The 24,693-nt window shown below is 68.5% G+C and carries 22 protein-coding genes; 2 read left to right on the top strand and 20 right to left on the bottom strand.

All coding sequences use genetic code 11. The features are described from left to right. Position 1: 1 nt before the first annotated feature. The 19 genes from AB0J95_RS43010 to AB0J95_RS42920 all read right to left on the bottom strand — a co-directional run bounded on the left by AB0J95_RS43010 (position 2) and on the right by AB0J95_RS42920 (position 21,755). Complete coding sequence (locus AB0J95_RS43010) at positions 2 to 1,549, bottom strand: hypothetical protein (RefSeq protein WP_364771275.1); 1,548 nt, start codon at positions 1,547 to 1,549, stop codon at positions 2 to 4. After that, positions 1,546 to 2,052: a hypothetical protein gene (locus tag AB0J95_RS43005; protein WP_364771273.1), complete on the bottom strand. Its 507-nt coding sequence runs from the start codon at positions 2,050 to 2,052 to the stop codon at positions 1,546 to 1,548. Before AB0J95_RS43005 ends, AB0J95_RS43010 begins: the two co-directional genes overlap by 4 nt. A 17-nt stretch (positions 2,053 to 2,069) precedes the next feature. Next, positions 2,070 to 3,185 (bottom strand): hypothetical protein, encoded by a 1,116-nt coding sequence (locus tag AB0J95_RS43000; protein ID WP_364771271.1) that lies wholly within the window; start codon positions 3,183 to 3,185, stop codon positions 2,070 to 2,072. After that, complete coding sequence (locus tag AB0J95_RS42995; RefSeq protein WP_364771269.1) at positions 3,182 to 5,125, bottom strand: hypothetical protein; 1,944 nt, start codon at positions 5,123 to 5,125, stop codon at positions 3,182 to 3,184. The genes AB0J95_RS43000 and AB0J95_RS42995 overlap by 4 nt, the downstream gene beginning before the upstream one ends. 2 nt (positions 5,126 to 5,127) lie before the next feature. Next, positions 5,128 to 6,315: a hypothetical protein gene (locus AB0J95_RS42990; RefSeq protein ID WP_364771267.1), complete on the bottom strand. Its 1,188-nt coding sequence runs from the start codon at positions 6,313 to 6,315 to the stop codon at positions 5,128 to 5,130. Between the two features lie 13 nt (positions 6,316 to 6,328). Next, positions 6,329 to 8,206, bottom strand: coding sequence for a phage tail protein (locus AB0J95_RS42985; protein ID WP_364771265.1), 1,878 nt, complete (start codon positions 8,204 to 8,206; stop codon positions 6,329 to 6,331). Next, complete coding sequence (locus tag AB0J95_RS42980; protein ID WP_364771263.1) at positions 8,203 to 10,173, bottom strand: putative baseplate assembly protein; 1,971 nt, start codon at positions 10,171 to 10,173, stop codon at positions 8,203 to 8,205. The genes AB0J95_RS42985 and AB0J95_RS42980 overlap by 4 nt, the downstream gene beginning before the upstream one ends. Beyond that, positions 10,170 to 12,050, bottom strand: coding sequence for a putative baseplate assembly protein (locus tag AB0J95_RS42975; protein ID WP_364771261.1), 1,881 nt, complete (start codon positions 12,048 to 12,050; stop codon positions 10,170 to 10,172). The genes AB0J95_RS42980 and AB0J95_RS42975 overlap by 4 nt, the downstream gene beginning before the upstream one ends. Further along, the gene (locus tag AB0J95_RS42970) at positions 12,047 to 12,451 is read right to left on the bottom strand and encodes a GPW/gp25 family protein (RefSeq protein WP_364771259.1); all 405 of its coding nucleotides are present in this window, start codon (positions 12,449 to 12,451) and stop codon (positions 12,047 to 12,049) included. The genes AB0J95_RS42975 and AB0J95_RS42970 overlap by 4 nt, the downstream gene beginning before the upstream one ends. Further along, positions 12,448 to 13,137 carry a phage baseplate assembly protein V gene (locus AB0J95_RS42965; protein WP_364771257.1) on the bottom strand — a complete coding sequence of 230 codons (690 nt, stop codon included), beginning with the start codon at positions 13,135 to 13,137 and terminating at the stop codon, positions 12,448 to 12,450. The genes AB0J95_RS42970 and AB0J95_RS42965 overlap by 4 nt, the downstream gene beginning before the upstream one ends. Continuing rightward, positions 13,134 to 14,309 carry a type IV secretion protein Rhs gene (locus AB0J95_RS42960; protein WP_364771255.1) on the bottom strand — a complete coding sequence of 392 codons (1,176 nt, stop codon included), beginning with the start codon at positions 14,307 to 14,309 and terminating at the stop codon, positions 13,134 to 13,136. Before AB0J95_RS42960 ends, AB0J95_RS42965 begins: the two co-directional genes overlap by 4 nt. Next, positions 14,309 to 14,980 (bottom strand): LysM peptidoglycan-binding domain-containing protein, encoded by a 672-nt coding sequence (locus AB0J95_RS42955; protein WP_364771253.1) that lies wholly within the window; start codon positions 14,978 to 14,980, stop codon positions 14,309 to 14,311. The genes AB0J95_RS42960 and AB0J95_RS42955 overlap by 1 nt, the downstream gene beginning before the upstream one ends. Beyond that, the gene (locus AB0J95_RS42950; protein WP_364771251.1) at positions 14,977 to 15,162 is read right to left on the bottom strand and encodes a putative phage tail protein; all 186 of its coding nucleotides are present in this window, start codon (positions 15,160 to 15,162) and stop codon (positions 14,977 to 14,979) included. The genes AB0J95_RS42955 and AB0J95_RS42950 overlap by 4 nt, the downstream gene beginning before the upstream one ends. Positions 15,163 to 15,166: 4 nt before the next feature. Beyond that, positions 15,167 to 15,640, bottom strand: coding sequence for a phage tail protein (locus tag AB0J95_RS42945; RefSeq protein ID WP_364771249.1), 474 nt, complete (start codon positions 15,638 to 15,640; stop codon positions 15,167 to 15,169). Then, positions 15,637 to 16,413 carry a phage tail sheath subtilisin-like domain-containing protein gene (locus AB0J95_RS42940; protein WP_364771247.1) on the bottom strand — a complete coding sequence of 259 codons (777 nt, stop codon included), beginning with the start codon at positions 16,411 to 16,413 and terminating at the stop codon, positions 15,637 to 15,639. Before AB0J95_RS42940 ends, AB0J95_RS42945 begins: the two co-directional genes overlap by 4 nt. A 1,346-nt stretch (positions 16,414 to 17,759) precedes the next feature. Then, positions 17,760 to 18,218, bottom strand: a complete 459-nt coding sequence (locus AB0J95_RS42935; RefSeq protein ID WP_364771245.1) for a phage tail protein — start codon at positions 18,216 to 18,218, stop codon at positions 17,760 to 17,762. Positions 18,219 to 18,238: 20 nt separating this feature from the next. Then, complete coding sequence (locus tag AB0J95_RS42930) at positions 18,239 to 20,488, bottom strand: phage tail sheath C-terminal domain-containing protein (RefSeq protein ID WP_364771243.1); 2,250 nt, start codon at positions 20,486 to 20,488, stop codon at positions 18,239 to 18,241. Between the two features lie 26 nt (positions 20,489 to 20,514). After that, a complete protein-coding gene (locus AB0J95_RS42925) occupies positions 20,515 to 21,180 on the bottom strand; it encodes a carboxypeptidase regulatory-like domain-containing protein (RefSeq protein ID WP_364771241.1) in 666 nt (221 codons plus the stop codon). Next, positions 21,177 to 21,755, bottom strand: coding sequence for a DUF4255 domain-containing protein (locus tag AB0J95_RS42920; protein WP_364771239.1), 579 nt, complete (start codon positions 21,753 to 21,755; stop codon positions 21,177 to 21,179). Before AB0J95_RS42920 ends, AB0J95_RS42925 begins: the two co-directional genes overlap by 4 nt. Positions 21,756 to 21,950: 195 nt before the next feature. Here AB0J95_RS42920 and AB0J95_RS42915 point away from each other — a divergent pair, with 195 nt between their 5' ends. Then, on the top strand, positions 21,951 to 22,139 hold the full coding sequence (locus AB0J95_RS42915; protein WP_364771237.1) for a hypothetical protein: 189 nt from the start codon (positions 21,951 to 21,953) through the stop codon (positions 22,137 to 22,139). Positions 22,140 to 22,309: 170 nt separating this feature from the next. Next, on the top strand, positions 22,310 to 23,041 hold the full coding sequence (locus AB0J95_RS42910) for a BTAD domain-containing putative transcriptional regulator (RefSeq protein WP_364771235.1): 732 nt from the start codon (positions 22,310 to 22,312) through the stop codon (positions 23,039 to 23,041). Positions 23,042 to 23,139: 98 nt separating this feature from the next. On the opposite strand, the gene AB0J95_RS42905 is transcribed toward AB0J95_RS42910, so the two are convergent. Next, a complete protein-coding gene (locus tag AB0J95_RS42905) occupies positions 23,140 to 24,690 on the bottom strand; it encodes an MDR family MFS transporter (RefSeq protein ID WP_364771541.1) in 1,551 nt (516 codons plus the stop codon). Positions 24,691 to 24,693: the final 3 nt, after the last annotated feature.

The raw sequence follows: 24,693 nt of genomic DNA, 5'->3' as shown, positions 1-24,693 counted from the left end.
ATCACCCACCCGAGAACGTCAGGGTCCGGCCACCCAGCCACACCACATCGGACACATCCGCCAACAACCCGGCCCGTAGGAGATCCGCGTGCCGCCGTCCTAACGGGACACGAACGTGCACGGCCTCCGGCGAGAACCGAACCATCCCGTCCAGATCGGTGAACCGCCGCAAAGCCAGGACAGGATCCGGAGTCTCCCGATCACGCCACAACATCCACGCGATCGTCCCCAACCCCAGACCGGCCGCCAATGTCAGGCTCCGATCGAGGTCCCCGCCGGTGTCCGGCGGAACGGCGGGCCGCTCGACCACCAGAGCCTGCACCAGATCAGCCACCCGAGCAGCGTGCTCCGGAAGCTCAGCCGCCAGTCGCACATCAGAAACACCGTGAGTCCACAACGGACTGCGCCAAGGCAAACGCTTCCCTGGGTCGCCACGCAACGGCCGCACATCAGTCAGGAACGGAATACCGGCCGCGGCCAGATCCCGGAAACACCCGGACGGCAACGAACTGGTACACACCAACACCGGTGGCCGCCCACACGCCTCCCAGTGCGGCACGATCCCGGCCACGTCGGCAGCCCACGCGATCGGAAACGTCCCCTGGGAGTCGACCAGCAGAAGATGATCGTCCACACCGGTCAGCACCAGCGGCAGCCCGAAATCATGCCCCCGGCACAACGACAACGCCAGAACACTGTCCAGGACCGGCAAAGCAGGACGAACCTGGCGAGCAAAGGAGACCAGGTCAGGAACCGGCTCAAGACCGGCGAACGCAGCCGCGACCTCATGATCACGCTCCTGCCGCCGCCATCCGCGCTCAACCACCCCAAGAACCTTGTAAGCCAACGCGGCCGCGAACAAGGAGGCGTCGACCTGCACCCCAGCGAGCGCAGGACCGACCGCGTCGAGGTAGCCGGTCCGCGCCAACGGTCCGGCAAGCAGGAACGGCAGCACCGACCAGACCTGCGTCTCGGCCTTGGCGGCACGGACCTCGACCAGCGGCTCCCGAGTCACCTCATCCGGCACCGGCAGATCATCAACAGTCGCAAGCCCCAGCCGGGCAAGCACCGCATCGACCACAGTGGACTCCGCTCCGTGCATCAGAGTCCGGGCATACAACAGCACAGAAGCGTCCGGCAGTGAAGCCAGCACCGCTGCCAGCTCTCCCCGCTCGGCCAGCTCAGCGAAGAACCCGGCCACAGTCTGCGGAGTCCAGACCCTTTCCTCAGCGAACTCCTCCGCCACAGCGGACACCGGCTCCGCAGCCGCACTCACCTCGATCGGCGAGGACACAACGTCCGCCGGAGAACCCCCACCAGGCCACGAATCCGGCCCCAGACGCACATCGAGGGTCACCGGCTCGGTGATCTCGATGTCCGGCCCGTCACCCTCCAGCACTGAAGCAAACCGGGCAGTCAACAGATCCGGCACGGTGTCGAGGACCTGTTGCACCAGGCCACGAGGATCGGGGCCCCAGCTCCACCCACCGCGCCTGACCACCGTCACCTGACAGCGGAGCACAGTGATCTGCGCGGTGGGTCCGGTCATGACCGGCTCACCGAGTCCAGCCGGCCCGCCCAGCCTTCGACAAGCACCAGCACCCCGTGCTCGCCAGTGTCCACTGTGACCGGTAGCGAGACCGTCTTCTCGTTCACCGGGATCTCCCCCACCAGCAGGTGAACGGTCTGGCCTTCGGCGACCAGGGCGATCACCTTGGCTGCACGGGAGGTGTTCTCCAGCGGGACCGTGACGGTCAATCTGGTGCCGTCGAGTTTGATCTCGTTGGTCCACGAGGCCAGCCGGGCAAGGGTCGGCTTCGGCTTCCCGTCCACCGTCTCCACACCGAAACCGAAGGCGTTGTCGAACACTCCCGGCTCATCGTCCACAGTGGCCGCTGCGAGCTGCCGGTCCGACAAGGGAAGGACGGCGGTCTCCCCGGTCGGAATGGAGATCCGGATCGGCAGCGACGACCCGGCCAGCGAGGCCACGTCCACGGCCGCGACCCCGCCGGTGACCGCGACCGCGCCCACCACATGGCCCGTCTCTGCCACGTACACAACGGAAAGGCTCATCCCTGGTCACCGCCATTCGTCGCCGGGACGGCCGCGAGCACCAGGAAGTCGACCGCCCCGGGCTGCTCGGTCACCACGGCCGGGGCGGCGGTCGGGTCGTACACCCGGACCCGGCATCGCACCCGCCCATCGCCGTCCACCCCTACGTCCACCGGACTCTGCAACGCGAACGCCGTCGCCGTCGGTACAGTTCGTGGCGTCACCTGAACATGCACCACCACCCGGCCGTCCGCGACCTGCTCCCGCGTGACGCCGGAAGGCAACGGCAACAGCATCCCGTCGGTCGCGATGCCGGAGGTGACGAGCACGCTGCCCACTGACATCCGGCCGCTGAAACTGCCCTCGATGCTGAGGTTCCCGTTGGCCGCCACGGTCATCAGCGGTGAGACGGCTCCCCCGCCCTGATACAACCCGAAAACGAGTTCGGGCTGCTCACCGCCGGACACCACGACCGCGGGCTGGCCTTCGACCGCCGAACTGGTCCGCAAAGTCAGCGAGCCCGACCGAGCCGTAACAGTGTCAGCGCGAACACCCGCATACCGAGGCCCAACCTTGCGGGCAGTCGGGACCACGCCCATGAAGTGACCATCGCCCCACTGGACGTAGCCCAGCAGCACGAGCCACCGCGCGGGTGGGCTGGCCAGCGGCGTCCCGACCGGCGGGGCCTGCTGCTCGGCCACGAGCCGCTCGTCACCGAGCCGTCCAAAGAGGACCTGGTAGGTCTCCTCGACCCGGTTGGCGGCACAGGATCCCGTCCCAGACCGGTCGATGGCGGTCAGGAACACCGGGTAAGGCTCGTCCGGTAGCCCGTCGGCCCCGTTGACCTCGGCGAAGTCGCTCTCCCGTAGCACCACTGGCGAGGGCACGACGATTTCCCGGCCGGTCCCGTCCACCGCCATCCCCGGCGACACCGTGACCTCGACGAACCGGCCCTTGGTGGCCGGGTCCGTGCGGGACTCGGTGGTCAGGGCGAGTCCTTCGGCGATGCCCCAGTCGTGCAGGTACTTCGCGTGCCGCGCGGCCGCGCCACGCGCATGTTCCACCGTGGCCGCCAGGTCCGCGGCGGCGAGGACCTGCCCCTCGTGGAACGCGGGTCGCAGTGGAGCGGTCACGAGGACTCACCGGACTTCTGGGCGCGGCTGCCGGACCGTGGACGACGCTGCGGCGCGGGCTTCTCCGGTTGGTTCCGCGGTTGTTTCTCGGGCGGACTCTCCAGTTCGGACAGACGTGTTCCGAGCTGTTCCTGTGCGGTGGACAACTGTCCACGTAGGCCTTCCAGCGCCGCCGTCAGATCCGACACCTGAGCCCGCAGCACCTGAAGCTCGTGCAGGCTGTCGGAGATCTCGCTCGGCGTGGTGTAGACCTGCTCGTGCAGCGGCTTCGGCGGCGTCTCCCCCGGCGCCCGCGTGAGCAGCAGGTTCAGCATCTCCTCCAGGTCCCCGCTGCGCTGCCAGACGTCCAGCAGTTTCTCGGCGACCGGCCTCGGCACCTCGCCCTCCGGCAGGGTCGGCGGCGCGAACACCGGAACCGGCTGGCAGCACAGGCGTTCGGCCAGTTCCCGCAGCCGGTACAGCTTCGGCAGCCACTCCCCGTACGCGGAACCGCCGGGCAGGACCTGTTCCCTGGTCGCGGAACAGACCCGCACAACGTCACAGTCGTCCAGTTCGACGTGCGCCAGCAGGACATCCGTTTCGTCACAGGATGTACACGGCGGGGTCAGTGTCGAACACGCTGTGTCACCAAGGAACCGCATGACCGCCACGGTGAACCTCCCGGCAGCGTCGGCGATCAGCTGCAGGTCAGGGACGGTGATCGGGTCGGTGTTCTTCGGGTCCGGCGCTGGCAGCAACTGCGGGATGGACACCTGCGCGATAAGTGTCCGAAGTGAACAGTCCGCGAGCCCGGAGGTCCGGTCCAGCCGGCCGAGCAGCCATTGGCGGACCTGGGCGATGTCCGACCGGAACTCCACCTGCAGGGCGTTGCTCAGCGGCGTGCCCTGAGCCAGCATCCGGACCTCGATGGGCGCGTCCGGGTCGCCTTTGTCCGGCACAAGCCGGGCACGGGTCTCGGTGACCACCGCACGGGCGATCGAGTGGTGCAGCGGCTTGCCCGGCCACACCTTCTCCGGGTCGATCCCGGCGAGCCGGTCACACGAGGTGCCGAGCACGCTACGGGCCTCCTGGATGTTCGCCAGGTCTTGGAACTGGTCCTTGAGCTGCTCCTGCCCGGCAGCGTCGTAGGTGTCGTACCTGGCCACGGCGCTGGCCAGCGCGCGGACGTGCTCGATCAGCTCGACCGCGCCCTCGGCCGGCGGGGTGCCGGTCCCGCTGTCCTTGAGCCAGGCCAGGTTGTCGGCGAACCGCGTCGCGTCGGCCGCGTCGAACCGGAACGTCCGGCCAGAGCCCAAAGCCGCGGCCCCCATGGCGTCCACATAGAACCCGAATCGCTGCACCTGGGTCCGGACCGGGTCGGACTTCGCCGGGTCACCCAGCACGTTCAACAGTTTCGTGCCCGGGTTGTAGCGATGGTCCTCCGCGGAGTCGCACTTGACGACGAACTTGAACGCCTCCCGGATCCGGGACGGCACGCAGCCCGGCGAGGGACACGGCTCCTCGGTGGCGTACGGCGTCACCGGATCGACCGGAAGCTCCTCGTACCGCACGAAAAGCCCATAACGGCGTTGCCCATCTTGGTCACACGGGTCCTTGCAGTCCACACCGAGCGAGCTGATCCGCAGCTCACGGACAAGGGCCTGCACGTCGACCTGTTCCTTGCAGTCCAGCACGATGTCGTTGCCCGCGCAGTCCAGCGCATGACCCGGGTGCACGATGACTTTGCCGCCACCACACGGGTCGCAGGACACCTCCAGGCCACAGACGACGCCAGGCCCGTAGATGTTCTTGTTGTGCAGGCGGGTCTTGCCGGTCGTGTAGTCGACCAGCAGGCCGAGATCGTCCTCGGTGAGCAGCTGGCCGGCGAAGAAGCGGGGCCGCACGAAGGCCGACGGCCGCGCCGACGTACCCCCGCAGCCGCAACCGCAGTCTGTTCGCATGATCAGGACTCCTTCACGAAGAACCAGCTCTCGAAGACGTCCCCGCCCGCGCCGGTGCCGGACGTCCACGGCCCGATCCCGGACGGCGGCACGTCACAGCCGTGCGTCTCGGTCTGGACCTCTGCCGACGCGCCGATGGCCGGGACCTTGCCGCCGACATTGGTCCCGTCCACCGGGCGGCAGCAGCGGTCGAGGATGAACGCCGCCCGCACGCTCACCAGCACGCGGTCGCCGTCCTGCAGGATCTCACGAGTGGTCTGGCGGTACCGGAAATGGTCGGTGAACTCGGCGGAACCGTCCGGCTCCTCGAACTTCCCGCCCATGTACCAGGTGGACGCGTTGCGCCCGGCGCCACCCTCGATCACCTGGATCTCGACCACCCCGGGCTTGAGCGTGTCCACCCGGACGTTGTCCGAGAACTGGATCACCAGCCCGCCGTCCTCGTGTTGCGTGCCCAGCAACGCCTTGGCTTCGTCCACTGTGTACGTGTTACCGTGGATCCAGTTGACGCCGGTGATCACGGTCGGCACGTGCTTGCCGAACGGACGGCGGATGTTCATGTGGATCTGCTCGCGGCGGACCGCCCCGCGTAGATCCACATCGTCGATCCGCGCCAGCCACAAGGTCTTGTGGTCACACGGTTCGCAACAGGTGGAGCAGCGTTCGTCCTTCGGCGGCTCGCAACCGGTGACCCGGACCTTGTAGCTTTCCTCGATGTAAGCGCATTCGGTGTCCGGTGTCTCCGCGCAGGCGTCATTGTAGACCGCGCGGGTCGGTTCGACCGCGCGCTCGCAGTAGTCGATGCCCACCCAGATCGTGGTCTTGTCGCGCTCGTCCTCCGGCAGCGACTCCAGCAGGTCGATCCGGCACCCACCACGCACGACGACCTCGTTGCCGTCGCAGTCTACCGCGAGGCCGGGCGTGAGCAACACGGTCGCGTTCAGCTGCCCGTGGCCACCACCGCCTGTGTCCACTTCGGACTCAGCGGCCACACCGAAGATGGGCTCGATCTTCAGGCCGCAGACCACGCCGTAGCCGAGCAGGCACCGCATGCGCAGCTTGAGCTTCTCCCGGAAGTACTCCTGTTCCCGCTGGAAGTCCCGGGCGCTGAGCATCTGCCCGTGGAAGTACCGCAGCCGGCGCAACGGCGGGGCGTCGAACCCGGTGGTCTGTGTCTGTGTCTCCGTCATTCCCCTTGTCCTCTCAGAAACTCTCCGTATGCACACCGACGGCGGAGACCACTCCGACGCTCACCCCGCGGCGCGGGCCGCGAGGACCGGGGCGCAGCACCCCGTCCCGGTTGAGCCGCACCCGGCCCAGCACCGGCGGGGGCAACGGCACGAATGCGGTGTCAACGCCCACTGTGGACTTCGACCCGATCACGAATCCCAGCTGTCCCACGCGGACCGAGCCCACGGTGTGCGCGGGTGCCTGACGATCCACCAAGCGGCGCAACGCCTTCTCAGCGGCCGAGCCCGCGGGCAGGGACACGCTGAACCGGTGGGCATGCTCGCTCAGCGGGTCCTTCTCCGGGTCGCCGAAGGCTTTCAGCGGTGCCCCGCCGAGTACCGACCGGCCGATCCGCAACCGGGTCGAGGACCGGCCGAACAGCCGCACCGAGCCCAGACCGGGACCCGATCCGCCGGTGTGCGCCCAGCGGCGGTCGGTGGCCAGCTCGTTGATCACCGGCGTCCGGCCGAACACGATCTCGATCGCCCGCTGCAGTGCCCAGGGTGTGCCACGGCGCCGGTACAGCTCAGGCGCTTCGGCGACTAGCTTGCGCCGGATCTCAGCGTCCCAGCCGGACTCGAACGACAGGCCCAGCAACCCGGCCAGCCACGGCACTACCCGATCAGGCACGCCGGCCGGGTCCAGCAGGGCCGGGTAACGCTCGACCACCCGGTCGATCTCGGCCAGTGAGGCGTCGAACAGGGACAGGAACCGCTCGGTGAAGTCATCGGCGGCCGGGTCCTCGCGGAACGCGGGCGGCAGCAGATCGGCGCTGGTCACGCGCGGGAAGTCAAGCCGCACCCGGCGCACGACCGGGGTCGCGGTGCCGTCGCCGGTCAGCCGCAGGCTCAGCATCAGGAACCGGCCCGGCGGCTGGTCGACCAGGAAGTCCGTACTGCCGGCCGGCGCGGTCTGCCAGTCGGTCTCGTCGAACTGGTTGTCCTCGGACACCACGATCCGCGCCTGAACCGCCGTGCCCGACGGCACATCCGCGGTCAGCCGGACCCGATGCCAGCGGCAGCGCGAGATCCCGCTGTCGATCATGGCCGTGACGAACTCGCCTTCCCGCACGTACTGCACCGGATCAGGCGACGCATCCTGTGGCTCGCCTTCCCAGGTGTAGCAGTTCTTCACCGGACCGTCGGCGCCGTTCTCCTTGAGACAGAAGCCGTCGTCGTCAGCCGATACGAGCGTGCTCGACGGGAGTTCCTTGGTGAGCTCGTCCAGTGTGGACGTCCCAAAGGGACCGCTGCGATAGATCCGCAGCCGCCCGTCATCCTCGGTGAGCAGCCAGATCGTCTTGCCCGGCCCGGTACGCAGGCCGATGATCTCACCGGTCGCGCCGGTCGGGATCACCCCAAGAGGTCGTCCGTCGGAACTGAACCGCCACAAGTCCGTGCTGCCCTGACGAGCCACGAGTACCTTGTCGCCGGGTGCCAGAGCGGCCCACCGGGCGTCGCGCAAGTGGATCACGCCCGCGAGTTGTTCGCCCTGGCGCCGCCAGACCATGACCCGGTTCGACTCGACCACCGCGAGGCGGTGACCGCGCGCTGCTACCGAATACGGCTCGTGCAGTCGCACTGGAACCCGTGTCCAGCCGCACGCATCCCGGTGCAGGAGTTTGGTTCCGGCGATCAGGTACCAGGCGCATGACTGACAACCGGGCGCCAGCCGCCGGTCAGGGAACCATGGCAACAGCTGACTGCGGGACGGGCCGTCGGGATCGCCGGTGAAGGCCAGCCGGATGCCGTCCGGGTCGGCGAACCCGACGATGTCCCGCACATCCAGTTCGTCCCAGCCGACGTAGGCGTCGAGCAGGCGGAAGGTCGCGGGCTGCGGTGCGCAGGTCACGGCGTGCCTCCAACAGGGATCAGCAGCGGCCGTCGCGGCCAGACCAGGGTGTTCGGCGGCAGAACGTGATCCGTGCACGGCGGCAGCCGTAGCCCGTCCACAGTGAGCGAAAGCTGGGAGACCGCAATGATTCCGCCGACCGTCAGCAGCCTGCGGACCAGCGCGCTGTGCCGGAGTGCGCCGCCGAACGGCCACCCTGCCCCGTCTTCCCCGCCTCGTACGGGATCCAGGTACGTCGTCAGCGCATCCCCCGCCCGGGCAAGGACTCCGGCACGGTCCTGGTCCTCGTCCACGACCACCCACGCCTCCACCGCCACGTCGTGGAACACGGCCGGAGCGGCCACGACCGTGACCCCAGCCGGGGCGACTTCCCGGGTGAGGAAGTTCGCCACCGCGTGCAGAGTGGCCGCAGCGGGGATCGGCGGCTCGCCGGTCGGAGCGACCACCAGAACCCCCACCACACCAGGGATCGGTTTGCCCGCGAAGTCCGGATGCAGCCCAGGAACCCCATGAGCCCGCGCGATCTCAGCGCCGGGCGCGCGAACCGCCAGCAAACCGTAGTCAGCAGGCGCTACCGCCCGGCCGCGCGACCGCAATTCCCCAACGCCCCGGCGGATCGCGTCCGCGTCCGGCTCAGGGTCGGTTCCGCCGGAGGCCGCGAACGGGTTCGTCACGCCGGTCACGAACGGCAACGCCGTTACGACACTGCTGACCGCGTTGGCCCGGACGGCGCCGCTCGATCCGCCGCCGACCCGGTAGCGGATCGCCCGCACGTTCCGGAACCCTGGCGGAACCGCGGCTCCGTTGATGCCGTCGCCGAACGTGACCTCGCCCGTCGCATAGTCCACAACGAACACCCGGTCGTCCGCGCCGAACCCGGCGAGGCTGTCGACCTCCCGCCACTTCGGGCGGGGATCCGTGGTGGTGCCGAAGACATCGGCCCCGGGGTCGTCGTCGACCTCGATCTCGACCGTGCCAGGCAGGATCGGCACCTGGCTGAGGCGCATCCGTCTGCGGCCGGCCGCGCCCGGGTCCTGGATCGGTTGCAGCGGTTCGTCTCTGATGGTCCGGGCGGCGGTCGCGGAGACCGTGTTCAACCGGACTCCAGCCAGGACGGGCGGTTGGGCGAACTCGCCGTGCGCGATCTGGACCCGCAGCCAGCGCATCGACCGGCCGAGCCTGCTCGCGGGCGCCCAGTCGCGCGGAACCCGCAGCTCAAGGGTCCCGCTGACGGTCAGGCCACTGGTGTCATCGCGGACCACGTCGGCGGGGACGAACCTGCTGCCGTCCAACACATCCCACCGGAGCAGCGGGCCGGGCTCCAGCGCGGCAGGCGACGCCGCTGGCTCCGGCACTCCGGCTTGCACGACGAACCCCAGTGAGATCGACGGAAACGGGCTCGCGGTGCCGGCCAGGCCGATCCACAGACCGTTTCCGGGCGTGGGAATCAGGCCGAAGGGAGCGAACGCCCGGCCTGTCAGGGGAACCGAGTCGAAGGAGCCGTCCTCTTCGGTGGCGAGCGCCGCGAGGGCGGCCGGGGTGGCGAACAGGTCATGATCCGTCTCGTAGATGATCTGCCCATCGGGCCCGGAGGCGGCCGCCTGGAAGCCGGCCGGGACCAGCACCGAGCGGCCATCCGGCGGGGTCACCGTGAACTGCAACAGGGCCGCGGCGGCGGTGGCGGCCCTCCGCCGGACCCCTGCGGTGTTCAGGTGTTCGGCGAGGATCTTCTCCGGCAGCCGGTTCACCCTGGTCAGAACGGGTTCGACCTGGGTGCCGAACAGCCGGACGAGGGCGACGCCGGCGTCCTGGCGGTCCGGATTGGTCCAGTCCGGGGTGTAGCCGGGGATCCGGTCGCGGATGTCCGAGCGCACGGCCTCGCGGGTCGCGTCGACCAGCTCGGGCCGGCCGTTGGTGATCCGGCCTTCGCCCTCGGCGTCGCGCTCCCACCACACGTCGCTGGTCACGTGAGCCCCTCCCCTGGTTCGACCGCGGGCACGACGGTGGTCCGGACCTGTCGGAGCATCGGCAGCTCACCGGGCTTCAGGGGCACATCGGCGCAGGACTCGAATGTGCCGTCCAGGCTGATCGCCACGCTCGCAACGTCCGCCAGATCGCCGAGCGCCTTCTGCGCTGCCCGTACGAGCGCAGAGGGTCGCAGCGCCTCGCCGAACGGCCACCCGGTCTGGTCTTCGCCGCCGGTCAGCGGGTCGAGATAGCGCCGCAACGCATCGGCGACCACGGTGGACACTCGGTTGCGATCGGCGGGCGAACCGGACAAGTCGACGGTCAGGGTCACCGGCCGGTACTTCGGCGGGCGGACGAAGACCTCGGCGGTGAGCAACCTGGCCCCGTCGAGCCGCTTGGTCACTTCGCACAGCATCCCTGGGTCGGGTTCTGGCGCCAGAACGATGTCCGACGGAACCGACGGGACAATGTGGACGGTGACCGCACCGGGAACGTTCGAGCATGGGAAGCCCGGATGCTCACCCAGCGCGGCGAAGGCGCGGGCCACGTCGACGCCTGGTGTGGTGACCGCGAGGGTCTCGTAGTCCTCCGCCGTGACCGCCCGCGTCACCTCGCCCAGTGCCCCTGCGGCACGTTCCCGCGCCTCCGCCACGGTCTCTGGGTCCGCCCCGCCTTCGGCCTGAACCAGGTTGGCGGCAGCCACAGGCAGGTCCGCACACACCCAGTTCGCAGTTGTTCCACCGTTTCCAGCTCGGCCGCCGCCGAGGACGTACTCCACCTCGGCATCCTTGGTGCGCTGGGGGATCCGGCCGGTGAGCCCATCGCCGAACACCAATGCACCCTCGGCACGATCGAGCCGGAAGATCCGGTCGGCTGAGGCACCGAACGTGAAGTCCTGAACCTGCGTCCACGGCTTCCCATCGAGCTTCAGGGTGGCTTCGAGAAGCCTGTCTTCGGCGTCCGGGAGTACAAGGTGCTGGCCGGGCAGCTTCAGCCAGGTACTCATCTGGCCGGCGAGATCTTCCGGCGAGACACTCCGCGTCTCTCGGTTGCGTGCCGTTGACACGTTCACCGCGACTTGCAACAGCCTCGGCGGCGCCGAGAACGTCGCCGCTTCGGTCGAGACCCGTAGCCCTTTGTCCTCTGTGGACCAGTTCGGCGGTGGCTTCAGCCGGACGATGCCGGACCGCCGGAACCCACCGGTGCCGTCTTCGACCTCCGCGAACTGTCCGGTGTTCTCGCCGTCCGGCCGGAAGAACGACCATGTCAGTTTCGCGGCCGGCGGGATGTTGTGCGCTGCTCCCGGCAACCACTGCGCGGGCACCTCAGTGTCCACTTCAAACAGTAGCGAAAGCCAGCCGTCAGTTGACATTACTCCGGTGAACGGCAAGGTGAACCGCACATCGGCAGGGTGCCCGTCAGTGGCGAATAGCGGCACACCGTGGCGGGCACGCAGGTCTGCCGTCCGGTCGCGGTCTGTCCACACGGTCACTTCGCCGTCGAGCGGGAACACCGAAACGTCCTCGTCCACGGTGAACGTGATGAGCCGCGTGGGGTCGCGCGAGAACACCGTCCCTTTTGGAACGAGCCCGACGTCGCTGGTCAACTGGAGCACAGTCGTCGCGGGCTGAGCCGGGCGCGGCGGGTCCAAGCCGAGCAGACGCAGGATCGCGACCACGAGCGCGTCCGGCACCTGGTCGAGCCAGTACAGGCGCTGTTCCAACAGGTAGGCGAACAGCTCCAGGAGCGTGACGCCGGGGTCGGAGGGTGCGTGCAGGGTCCACATGCCGCCCGACTCGGCTGGGATCCGGCGGCGGATGGCCGCCATCATGTCGGCCCAGGTCAGGTCGTCCAGGACGGGCGAAGGCAGGGTCATGGCGTACTCCCGGTCAGGCCGACGTAGAACGGGAACACAAGGTTCGCCTTCGTGTTGCTGTGCCGGACCCGGTACACAATGGACACTGTCACGCGGGTCTCGTCCTGCGGATCGGCTTCGGCGCGGACCTCGTCCAGTTCGACCCGAGGCTCGTAGGTTCGCACCGCGTCGGCGATCGAGCTCTCGAGGTCGCGCAGGCTCTGCACGCTGCCAGGGGCGAACAAGGACTCCTGTGCCTTGGTGCCGAAGTCGGGGCGCATGACCCGCTCGCCGGTTCCGGTCAGCAGCAAGGCTTTGAGGCAGTGCTCGACGCTCTGCTCGCCGGCGGCGTAGCCGAGGCGGCCGGCTTCGTCGGGCAGGATCGGGAACCGCCAACCAGTGCCGAGGAACTCGTCGCTCACGCTGTCCTCGCTTTCTTGGCCAGCACCGACGGGGTCAGCGGCGGCGTGGGCGGTGCGCCCTGCGAGGCATGCGTGTGCGAGTTGAACGCCTGCAGCAACGCATTGCCCAGCACCAATGGCTCATTCGCGCCGGTGCCGATGTCCACGGAGGACGCGTCGATGGTCACCTTGGGCGCCTTCACCGTGACGTCTCCCTTGGCGGTGATCGTGATGCCCGCACCCTCGGCCGCGGTGATCCGGATTTCCTTGCCCTGGTCGTCCATTTCCAGCAGATGCCCGGCCGCCGACTTGATCCGGACGGCGGCCTTGTCCTGGGTGTCGTCGAGCAGGACCTCGTGGCCGTGCTTGGTGCGGATGATCTTCTGGTCCTGACCGTCTTTTCGGGCGGTGGGCGGCTTGTCCACGCCGTTGTAGAGTCCACCCAGGACGATCGGGAACCGCATGTCCCCGTGGATGAACGCAACGAGCACCTCGTCGTTGACCTCGGGGACGAACACCGAGCCGTAGCCGTTGCCCGCGTAGAGCTGGCTCACGCGGATCCAGTCGGTGACCGTGCTGTCGTCGAACCACGGGAACTTCACCTTGACGCGACCCTCGTCGTCGCCGCTGTTCTCCACGACCAGAGCCTCGACCACGCCGTAGTAGCGCTGATCGGTGCTCCGGGCGCGGGGCGCCATCCTGGTCATTTGTCCCCCTGGTGGATGCGCCGGCCGGTGAACTGGGTGAAGAACCCGCTGGCGCCCAACGTGTGTTCGACGCATTTGACGAAATACGTGCCGGAGAAACGGGTTCCCAGGCCGAAGATCTCCAGGTTGTCGCCTGGCCTCAGTTCCGGCAGCCCGGCCACCCGCCCGGTCGCGGTGATGAACTCGTATGCCCGTTCGCGCAGCAGGCTGATCGCCAGCTCTCGGGCCTCCTGGTCGCTGGTGACCGGCGCGTCGACCAGAACCTCTTGCCTGCCGCCGAGTGTGCTGTCCGCCGCCTCCGGTCCACTTTGTCCGTCCGCCGTGTTCTGTCCGGCCGGAAGGTTGTCCACGGTCGCGGTGAACGCGATCTCTTGCTTGGTACGGGGATCCCAGCCGCGCACGGTCAGCTTGCTGACCTGTTTGGACACTGTCAGCGTCGGGGTGAAGTCGATCAGGTTGGGCACCAAGCCTTCCGGTTGCCCGGACGGCCCGGTCGTGAGTCCCGGCGCATACGCGAGGCGGTAGACGCGGATGGTGCCGCTGTCCCGGCCGTCGGTGGGCTTGATGAAGTACAGGGTGTCCTCACCGGACGCCGGATCCGGCAGTATGTAGCAGTCGAAGTCGAGGCGCTTGGCGCGTTCCATCAGGAAGCTGGCGTCATCCTGGTTCTTCTGCACCACGATGTCGTGCACCGGGCCCTCGCGGGTGACCGTGATCCGCAGGTGGTTGCGTTGCGCGATCTGCTCGGCTATCTGCCAGTCGGGCATGTTCCGGTAGATCTTGGGCTCGTTCCCGGCCGGCTTGCGGTCCTTGAGCTTGATCATCCCGTCCACGCCGCTGATCGTCACCGTGGGCGACGCCGAGTCGGTGAACTTGGGGCTGAGCGTGGTGATCGTGCCGGTCGCCACCGTCATCAGCTTGTCCGCGTAGCCGAGCCGCACCGAGACCCTGGCCCCCAGCTGGAGCTCCGGCGAGTCGCTGTGCTTGAACTTCAGCGTCGCGTCGTCCCAGTTGTTCAGTTCCAGGTCGAACCCGGACATCTCGTCGATGTCCCGGTGCACCTTGATGTCGATGATGTCGTTCTTGGTGGTCGGATCCATTCGCAGGCCCTCGATGTGCACTTCGAACTCGGGCGCGTACCGGTCCGGTGAGGCGACTTCCGGCGTGGTCATCAGGGCAGCCTGGGCACGGTCAGGACCTGGCCGGGGCGCAGGTCGCGCGGGTCGGTGATCCCGTTGGCGCGGGCCAGCTCCCGCCACGCGTCCGGTCTGCGGTACACCGCGGCCGAGATGCTGCTCAAGGTGTCGCCCCGGCGGACGACATAGCTTTTCTCCACGGTGGGCGATGACCTCGGCGGGTCGGACACCTGCGCGGCGGCCGGGCGGAACTCCTTGAGTGACAGGTCAAGCTGGGCCCGCAGCGGCACTCCGTCCGGCCGGAACAGTTGATAGGCGATGTCCAGCTTCTCCATGACTCCGGTGAACACCGCTTCGTCCCAGACGAACCGGACGATCGGCGGCGCGTGCTCGCGGCTGTCCGGTCGCATCAGGTTGCGCAATGCGTTGACATACTTGGTTCTGACGTTCTCCAGAGTGTCCGATGTGTCCACCAGCGCCTGGACGGTCAGTGTCTCGGAGCCGCCGCGGACGTACTGGATCGGCGGAGTCTCCAGGCCGGGGATGGTGATCTCCGCGAACGTGTTGGACTTGCTCAGCTTGTAGTCGGTCGGGTTGAACCGCAACGGGATCCGGCGCTGGCGTTCGTCGGCGATCACCGGCCGGACGATCTCCAGCCGGGCCAGCGCCGCGCCCTGCCGCGCGAAGGTCACGGGCGTGATGCTCACCAGCGTCCCTCCTCGTCGTTCAGCTTGCGGTCGCGTTGGCTCTGTTTGGCCCTGGCGCACTCGTCTTCGTAGAGCCGGGACCACGCCTGGATGTGTTTGTTGAACATGCGGGTGAACACGGCCCCGTCGTCACCGTCCACTTGGAACCGGACCTCGAGGTTGTGGATGATCACGTTCGGCATCGGCTCACCTCAGCACCTTCGTCAGGCCTTCGTGCGCGATCTCCAGCTGTTCGACGGCGATCGCGTTCTGCTCGGCGTGCAGGTCCGGGCCGGTCCACTTCGCCGCGAGCCCGCCGTGAAACGCCCACGACACAACGGCCGTACCGTCGATGTCGAGCAGGATCACCGCGCCATCGCGGCGCGCGCCCAGCGACTCGGTCAGCCCGGCCTGGTACCAGTCCCACAACCCGGTGTCCTTCGTGACCCCACGCTTCAACGTGATCCGATTCCACGAATGCCTGAGTGGCAACTGGTGCACCGAATCGTTGCGGCCGCCCTCCGCGTAGCTCGTCACTTCCAGCTGCGCGCTGAGACCCGTCACCTCCTGGAACGCTCCAGCGGCGACGAGCGGCAGCAGAAGTGCTTGCGCCGCTGGCAGATACGCGTCGCCGGGGTCGAGCGTGACCAGGAACCGGTACTTGGGCAGGGGATCAGTCATGCCTCGATCACCTCCAGCGCCCGGTCCTGGCCCAGCACCAGCTTGAGCAGGATGAACTCCATCGGCACCGCCGGCGCGACCTCCACGTGGCAGACGATCTGCTCCGGGTCGTCGTCGACGGTGATCCGGAACGCCTCTTCGGGTCTGGTTCCCTTCAACGCGCCCGCGCGGAACGCTTCGAGCAGCACGGAGGTGACCGCACGGACGAGGGTCAGCCGGAGCTCGGGAGTGTTGGTGTCGAAGACAAGCGGGGTCGCCACCCGCCGGATCGCCCTGGTGATCAAGTGGATCAGGCGGCGGTGGGCCACGAACCCGTTGAGCGTCCGGCCTCCCCACACCACCAGGCCGCGGCCGCGGGTGCAGCGGACCAGGTTCACGTTCGCCTCGAACAACCGGGCCTGTTGGGGCTCCGGGAGTTCCGTCGCCAGGTCGACCGCTTCGAGGACCACCGCGTTGGCGGGCGTGTGGTGGGCGCCGCGTTCGGCGTCGAGCCGCGCGATCACCCCCGCGATGTGGCCGCTCGCGGGGACGGTCGCCGTGGGAGTCCTCAGCGCGGGGAAGTACACCGCCGCCGCGTTGCCCTGATCTTTGAACGCCTCTGTCCACGCCACGATGTCGTCCACCGACGTCAGCTGCGGCGGCACATCCAGCACCACGAGCCGATCCAGCAACGGCTGCACCGTCCGCAGCAGCTCCAGCACCGTATCCGTGTGCGCCGCGCCCACCAGATCCGTCCCCAGATCCGGCACCGCCACCAACGCCGGCTCCGGCAAATCCCCCTGCCGCGCGATCGCCGCCCGATACTCCCCCTCCCCCGGCCCCGTCTCAGAACCCCCACCCAGCACCAGATCCCACCCCATCGAGATCGGCCCAGAACTGTCGGTCCCCCTTGCTAGCGTGGAAATCGGGGGGTCCCCAGGCCGGGTACCCTCGTCGCGGCGTGCCGCCGGCCCACCCGGACGCGCCGGATAAGCGGCGACCGACCCCCACGGCGACGAACCCTTCGAAGCCGTGGCAGAGCCGCTCGATGCAGGCGTACCCCATGGCGGGCCGCTCGATGGAGACCCGCTAGGCGTCGAGGCGCCACTCGCGCCCCACGGCGGCCCATCGGCCACGGAAGGACGGGGCTCGGCGGCCTCAGGGCCCCTGGCGCCTTCGGCTTGGGGAAGACCGGGCCCGGCGGCCTCGCCGCCGACCGCCGAGGATCCGGCGGACACCGGATGGCCTCCGCCCGCCGCACCCCAAAGCGGCCCTCCGGCCCCTGCCGAAGCAGGGCTGCCGGGCGCCGGACTACCCGGCTCGCCCGAAGGCGGACCAGGGGCCGAGGACTCCGCGACAACTCCTTCGGCCCGGGACACGCCGAGACCCTCGGTCTCGGCGCCAGGCGCCGAGGATCCAGCGGACACCGGCCGGCCTCCGCCCGCCGCACCCCAAGGCGGACCTGTGGACGCGGGCCCACCGGGAGCTGAGTTACCCGGCTCGCCCCATGGCGGACCGTCGGCCGACGATTCGGTGGGCCCGGGCCCAGGCGGTGTGCCGCCGGGCACGGTCTGCGCAGAGGTGGGCGCGCCCCGAGGTGGGCCAGCGATCTCGCCCGAGCCAGAGGGTGCGGGGGTTAGGTGGATGAAGCGGGAGGTGGAGAGGCGGTCGGCCAGTTCGGGTGGGGGGATGGCTGGGAAGGTTTCGGTGGGTTCGCCGGGGACCGCGATGCGGACCGTTACTGTGGGTGGGCCGGCTTGGGAGCTTGCGCGGTAGCGGATGGTCACCCGGGTTCCGTTGGCCCAGCTGCCGGGGCTGGCGGCCGTCACGGTGTACGCCGGGTGGGGGAAGCGGGGGCCGGGCGTCCAGAGCGCTGAGGCGGTGGTGGTCTGGCCCGCGACGCGGATGATCCACGCTGTGCGACCGCCGTTCTCGAAGAAACCGTGCACGGCGTTCGACGTGGCAGAGCCGCGAGGCGGCCCGAAGGTGGCCAGGAAGTCGTTCCAGCTCGACACTCGCCCCGGCGCACCCACCGGGCCTCGGTGTGTCCGGCCCAGGAACACGGCCACGTCGGTCCGCAGCGGCTCGGCGACCGGAGCCGGCGGACTGACCGTGAGGCGGACGCCTGGCAGGGAGGTGGTCATGAAATGTCGATTTCCAGCTTCTCTACCGCGAGGACGAGGGTCTCCATGGCGATCTCGTTCTTCGTCGCCGCCAGCGTCGGGCCGGTGTACTTGGTGGGCCAGCCGCGGTCGAAGTTCCACCGCATGGCTTCCTGGCGGTTCTCGTCCAGCAGCACGATGGAGCCCGCGGTGCGCCGCACTTTGCCGTTCAGCGCCTCGACGATCCAGCTCCAGAACGCGACATCGCCGGTGATGCCCCGCTTCAAGGTGATGTTGGTGAACTTCTTCAGGCCGGGGATCTTGCGGACGGTGATGTCCTCCGCGCCGGTGCGGTACTCGATCGGCGAGATCTCCAGCTCCAGGCCGCTCACCTCGGTGAACGCTCCCTTGACGGCGACCGGGTCGTTGCTGACGTTGGTCACGATGACCTGGAAGTTGTAGGAAGCATAGGGATCTTCCCGGAACACGGGTGGCATCGCTGCCTCTCCTCACACACTCAGGCGAGCTGGGTCTCGCGGGTCTTCTGCTGGATCCGGAAGATCACGAACTCGGCCGGGAACACCGGCGCGACACCGATCACGCAGATCAGCCGCCCGTTGGCCAGGTCGTCCTCGGTCATCGTGGTGCGGTCGCAGGCAACGAAGAACGCCTCCTCGGCGGTGGTGCCCGCCAGGGCGCCGCCGCGCCACACGCCTGTCAGGAAGTTCGTCACGGTCTGGCGAACCAACGCCCACAGCGACTCGTCGTTCGGCTCGAACACCGCCCAGTGCGTGCCCTCGTCGATCGACTCCTCCAAAAACAGGAACAGCCGCCGCACGTTGATGTACTTCCACGAGCTGTCCGACGACAACGTCCGCGCGCCCCACACCCGGTGCCCCAACCCGGGGAAGAACCGCAGCGCGTTGATTCCCTTGGGGTTCAACAGGTCCTGGTGACGCTTGGTGATGTCCTGCGCGATCCCGTCGGTCAGCCGGATACCGCGGATCACCACGTTCGCCGGTGCTTTGTGGACACCCCGCTCGACATCGGTGCGCGCGTAGATTCCGGCCAGGTGACCGGACGGCGGCACCTCGACATCCGCGTTCACCGAGAGGTCACGCGTCACGAGCCACGGGTAGTACAAGGCGGCGTACTTGGTGTCAAAGGGTTCCCGGAACGTCTGAATGCCCTCGATGTCCAGACCGTCCTGCGGGTCGAGGATCGCGAACCGGTCCTTCAACGTCTCGCACTGCGTGATCAACGCTGACAACACGGTCCCCGACCACATCCCCGGCACCGCGCAGATCGCGATCTCGTCGATGTCCTCCAGCGCGACGATTCCGGTGCGCTGCCCGCTCCCGCCGTCCGCACCAACGAAGTCACCAACGGAAAGCGACCCGAACGAGTCGTCGCCGTCGGCCAAAGTGAGCCACGAGCCGATCGCCGGGGTCGGGAACTTGCCCGGATCATCGGAAAGCCCAGCCAGCCCACGCGCTCGGACCAACTGCGACTGCCCTGCCAGCACACCAGTCAGCGAAGACGGCCCATCGCCGGTCAACCGGAGGTTGCTGAAAGTCTCAGTGACGGCTTCGAAGCGCGTGTTCACCTGAGCCTCGACCAGATACAACCGGTCGGACTCCAGCACATCCTGGGCAACATCGACGTCGAACGTCACCACGTCCAGGTCAACGGAAACGACCCGGAGCACGGCCAGCCGATGACCATGGTCCAACTGGACCACAGCGCCGGTGTACAACCGGCTCGCCCCACCGACCCGAAGTGTCCTCTGTGGACCAGCCGGTGACGCGCTGCGAACCCGCCGCACGGTGAGCCCAGTGTCCCAAGCGGGATGCGTGGCACCAGCGGCCAACGTCAAGGTCACCTTGCCATCGGCCGGAGTGCCAACAGTGACAAGGAAAACACCGCGACCGATCTGCACCCACACCTTGTCCGGAGCGGGCGACGGCGGCAGCCCATTCACCTCGGCGACCTCGACCGTGGTGCTGTCAGCGGAAGCATCCGCTGTCAGCTGGGTAACGAAAAGCCCACCCTGGCTGGGATCCGGCAGCACCGGCAGCGAAGCACCCACCACAGGCTGGATCCGGACCTGAACGCCCGACCCCCACGCGCCCGGGCTGACCGCGCTGAACTCGAGGGAAGCCGTGTTCGACCGGGCACCGACCTGGACGAAATCCCCTCGTGCGGCACGAACCTCAGCGGTCAGCGGCGTATCCAGGGTGATCCGCCGCGAGGTTACGTCATATGTGGCAATGCGAGCGGTGTGAATGGACTGCCGGTCGTCGCCGCGGACGATGTCGACCTGGTCGTCGCCGGCGAAGCCGATCAAATGGCTCAGCTGCAGCGAATCGGCGCCGGCGGCCGCGTCCGCGACGATCGAGGAAGTCAGACCCTGACCCAGGGTTCCCTTGGCGGCAACGGCATCCTTGCTGACCACGCGTTTGACGTACAACCGCTGCCCGCCGTTGTCGAAGAACCCCTTTACCGCCAACGGGAACAGCCACCAGCGCCCGCCCTCGCCGGGGTTGTTGGCCCAGGCGTCCCGCACGGACGGCTCGGGAGTGGGCACGAACCCGCCGAAGGTCCGCTGGAACTCCAGGAAGTTGGTGACCAGACGGGGTTTTCCGGTGTCCGGCCCGCGCACGGTGACCCCGGCCATGCCCGCCGTACTGGTGCTCACCCCCGCGATCGGCCGTGGCCCCGCGTCGACCTCCTCGACGTACACCCCGGGGCTCAGATACTCGGGCATGGCTCCTCGCTTCCTCGCTGAGACTGCTAGCTGATCTCGATGACCTGACTGGCGCCCACGTCCTGGGGCAGGCGCACGGAGACCGACCCGCCGCGACCGGGCCGGTCGGTGGCGCTCACCGCGACCGGGCCACCGTCGGCCGGCCAGCGCAACGACAGCCGGAACGCGCCTGCCGCACCGGAAAGCGTGCGTTCCCGCCACTGCACCTGGTCGACCTGCCCGGCCGCGCTGACGAGCGCGTTCACGATCGGCGCCTGGGTGTTCGCGTCCCGCACGACCCCGTGGACGACGCGACCCCCTGGGGGATAAGCAAAAGTGACGTCCGGCAGCAACCGCACCAGCCGCGGTGAGGCGCCCACCGCGGGCGGGTCGGGGTGCACGACGAACTCGACGCCGACCACACCGGCGTCGAAGGCGACATCGTCGGCCGGGTACAACGGCTGGTAGCCCGGAGAACTCAGCAGCACGCGATGCCGTACCGGCGCGGTGAACCGGCGGCCGAGACCCGGGAAAGCGAAGGCACCACTGGGAGTCCGCACGACCTGCGCGTCCGCGGGCCGCCATTCCGCGCCGTCCCAACGGTCCACGGAAACGCGCACGATCCCGCGCACGACCTGGTTGTACTCGTCGAATGGGATCAGCCAGGCCGGGCTGAACAGCGACGACCGTTCCAGCGGCAGCAGACGGGTCATCGCCGGGCCACCCCGTCGATGATCCGGTTCTGCACCGGCCGGACCCGCTGGGCCGACTCGACATCGAGGTTCACCACGCGGACCTCGTAGTTCAGCGATAGCCGGTAGGGCTTCTGGATCGCGTACCAGACCCAGGACTTCTGGTCGAGCGTCAACGACGTCAGCGTGACGTGCAGCGAATCGTTGCTGCCCGCAAGGCTTCCGGTCAGCTGGCCGCCGTCCAGGATCGCATCGTCGTACAACGCTTGCAGTGCACGGCCGAGCATCCGGTGCTGGGTCACCTGATCGCCGCCCCACGGGGTGATCAGGTAGCGCAACAACAACGCCATCGGCGGTTTGCGGGTCGTCGGCGGATCCGGTGGCAGGGAACGCACCGGCGGCCGGTTGCGGGACGTCGGGTCCTCGGCGATCTCGTAGAGGAACACCGTGAGCGTCGGCGGCGGTGTGGTCGGCGTGTCCAGCAGGTCGTCCAGCTTCGCGATGGGCTTCTCCAGCATGCCCAGCCCGTCCAGCGCCTGGTTCAGGGTCTCCACGATGATCGTCGAGACGTCGGCGATGACGCCGAAGTCACCCATGCGAGTCCTCCCCAGGCTCCGCACTCGAAGGCGTGCCGGGCGAGGATGGCAGGCCCCGCGTGACCACCCCGCGTTCCGCTCGTCACGACGGCGTCACCGAACCGTTCCGCGGCGCCGGTCGCCGGAAAATGGCGACGTTGTGACAACGGGACCGACAACGGCGAGGTGACACCGGATGCGGCATTCTTCCGTTTCGTGAACGCACCCCTCGAGCGCTCCGGCACCCTGATCCTGCGGGTGTGGGTGGACGGCGACGCGTTGCGCGTTCGCGTTCTCCGGTCGATCGGCGCACGTCAGGCCCCCGCGATCGCCGTCACCACAACGGAAGAAGTGCATCTCGCGGTCCAGGCGTGGTTCGACGAACTGCTGCGCCGGGACTCGTGACGTCCCGGAGATGGCACGGCGACGCCTCGGCGACGGATCACCATTAATCTGCGCGGCGTTCGTAATACCGGCACGATCATGAACTTCTGAGTAGTGTGGGGAGCGACTGATTCCCTGCGTATGCGGGAAATTGATCACATCACACACGGCGGCATCGCCCGGGGGGACCGATGAACGCGGACCACGACCAGATCACCCTACGGCTGCTGAAAGGGTTCGCGCTGACGGTCGGCCAGCGGCGGGTGCCCATTTCCGCCAGCGCGCAACGGCTCCTGGCCTTCCTGGCGCTGCAGGACAGACCGAGAACACGGTCCTATGTGGCCGGCACACTGTGGCCGGAGAACACCGTGTCCCGCGCGAGCGCGAACCTCCGTTCGTCGTTGTGGCGGGCAATGCGCGCCGGGCACGACGTGATCGAGGCGTCGGCGCAGGAGATGTCCATCGCGAAACACATCACCGTGGACATTCACGACGCGACGACCCGTGCATACCGATTGCTGGACACGACATATTCCTGCGACGACATCCTGACCGCGGACACCCGCGCCGATCTGTCGGCCGACCTGTTGCCGGACTGGTCGGAGAGCGAGTGGGTGCTGATCGAGCAGGAGCAGTACCACCAGTTGCGGTTGCACGCCCTGGAAGCGATGTCCGAGCGGTTGATCGAGGCGGGCAGGCATGGTGAGGCGGTCGCGGCCGGTCTGGCGGTGGTGCGCGCGGAACCGTTGCGGGAAAGCGCGCACCGGGTACTGGTAAAGGCACATCTGGCGGCCGGGAATCGCGGCGCGGCGTTGCGGCAGTACGAACAGTGCCGCCGGATCCTGCGGGCGGAACTGGGCCTCGAACCGTCACAGGCGCTCAAAGACCTGTTGCCCCACCGCGTTATCGCCGCCGCCAGCTGACCAGAAACCCTGGCCCACTCTCGTGAGGGTTTTCGGTCGTTCTAACGACCGAAAACTCTCACGAGAGTGGGCGCTCGCGGCGCGCATAGAGGGCGGCGCTAATGCATGGGGATGTTCGCTTCCTCGGCGAGCCGCTCGTTGCCGGTCTTGGTCTTCAACGGGATCTGCTTGAGGAAGAACACGACCGCCACCGACAGCACCGCGAACGGCAGGCAGTACAGGAAGATGCTGCTGGTCGCGACCGCGTAGGCATCCTGGATGACGGCCACGATGGGCGGCGGCAGCTTGGTCAGGTCCGGCACCGCGGCCGTGCCCGAGCCGCCCGGCAGCGGGCCGAGCTTCGCGGTGATCTCGCTGGTCACGCGGTCGGCCAGGACCGCGCCGAGCACGCTCACCCCGATCGACCCGCCCAGGCTGCGGAAGAACGCCAGGTTGGAGGTGGTCGCGCCGAGGTCCGCCGCGGGCACGTCGTTCTGCGCGACCAGCACCAGGTTCTGCATCAGCATGCCGACCCCGGCGCCGAGCACGACCATGTACGCGCTCAGCACGACCAGGTTGGTGTCCCGGTGGATCGTGGCCAGCAGGGCGAACCCGGCGACCATCAGCACGCCGCCGATGACCAGGTGCGCCTTCCACTTGCCGGTCCGGCTGATCAGCTGGCCGGACACGGTCGACGAGACCAGCAGGCCGAAGATCAGCGGCAGGCCCATCAACCCGGCCACGGTCGGCGTCTTGCCGAGCGACAGCTGGAAGTACTGCGACAGGAACACCGTGCCGCCGAACATGGCGACGCCGACCAGGAAGCTGACGACCGTGGTCAGCGTGACCGTGCGGTTGCGGAAGATCGACAGCGGCACGATCGGCTCGCTCACGCGCGACTCGACCCACACGGACAGCGCCAGGACCACGACACCGAACCCGACCAGCAGGAACGTCCAGCCCGAGCCCCACGGGAACTGGTTGCCGGCCAGCGAGGTCCAGATCAGCAGCGTGGACACGCCGAGCATGATCAGGAACGCGCCCAGGTAGTCGACCTTGGCACCCTCCCGCCGGATGGTCGGCAGCTTCAGCGTGCGCTGCAGCAACGCGATCGCCGCCAGTGCGAACGGCACGCCCAGGAAGAAGCACCAGCGCCAGCCGAGCCACGAGGTGTCCACCATGACGCCGCCGATCAGCGGCCCGGCCACGGTCCCGGCGGCGAAGATCGCGCCGAACACACCCATGTACTTGCCCAGCTCACGCGGCGACACCAGCGCGGCCATGACGACCTGGGCCAGCGCGGTCAGACCACCCGCGCCGACGCCCTGCACGACCCGGCTGCCGATCAGCACGCCGATGTCACCGGCGAACCCGGCCACCAGCGAACCGACCACGAACATCGACAGCGACAGCTGGACCAGGAGTTTCTTGTTGTACAGGTCGGAGAGCTTGCCCCACAGCGGCACGGTCGCCGTCATGGCCAGCAGCTCTGTGGTCACCACCCAGGTGTACGACGCCTGCGAGCCGCCCAGGTCGGCCACGATCCGCGGCAGCGCGTTGGCCACCACGGTCGACGCCAGGATGGCCACGAACATGCCCATCATCAGCCCGGACAGGGCCTCGATCACCTGGCGGCGGTTGGGTGCCGCCACGCCTGGTCCGTCGGACATCAC

The sequence above is a fragment of the Actinocrispum sp. NPDC049592 genome (assembly GCF_040675465.1).
Classification (GTDB): Bacteria; Actinomycetota; Actinomycetes; order Mycobacteriales; family Pseudonocardiaceae; genus Kibdelosporangium.
Note: the sequence above shows the minus strand (reverse complement) of the source record. Positions and strands in the feature narration are given on the sequence as shown.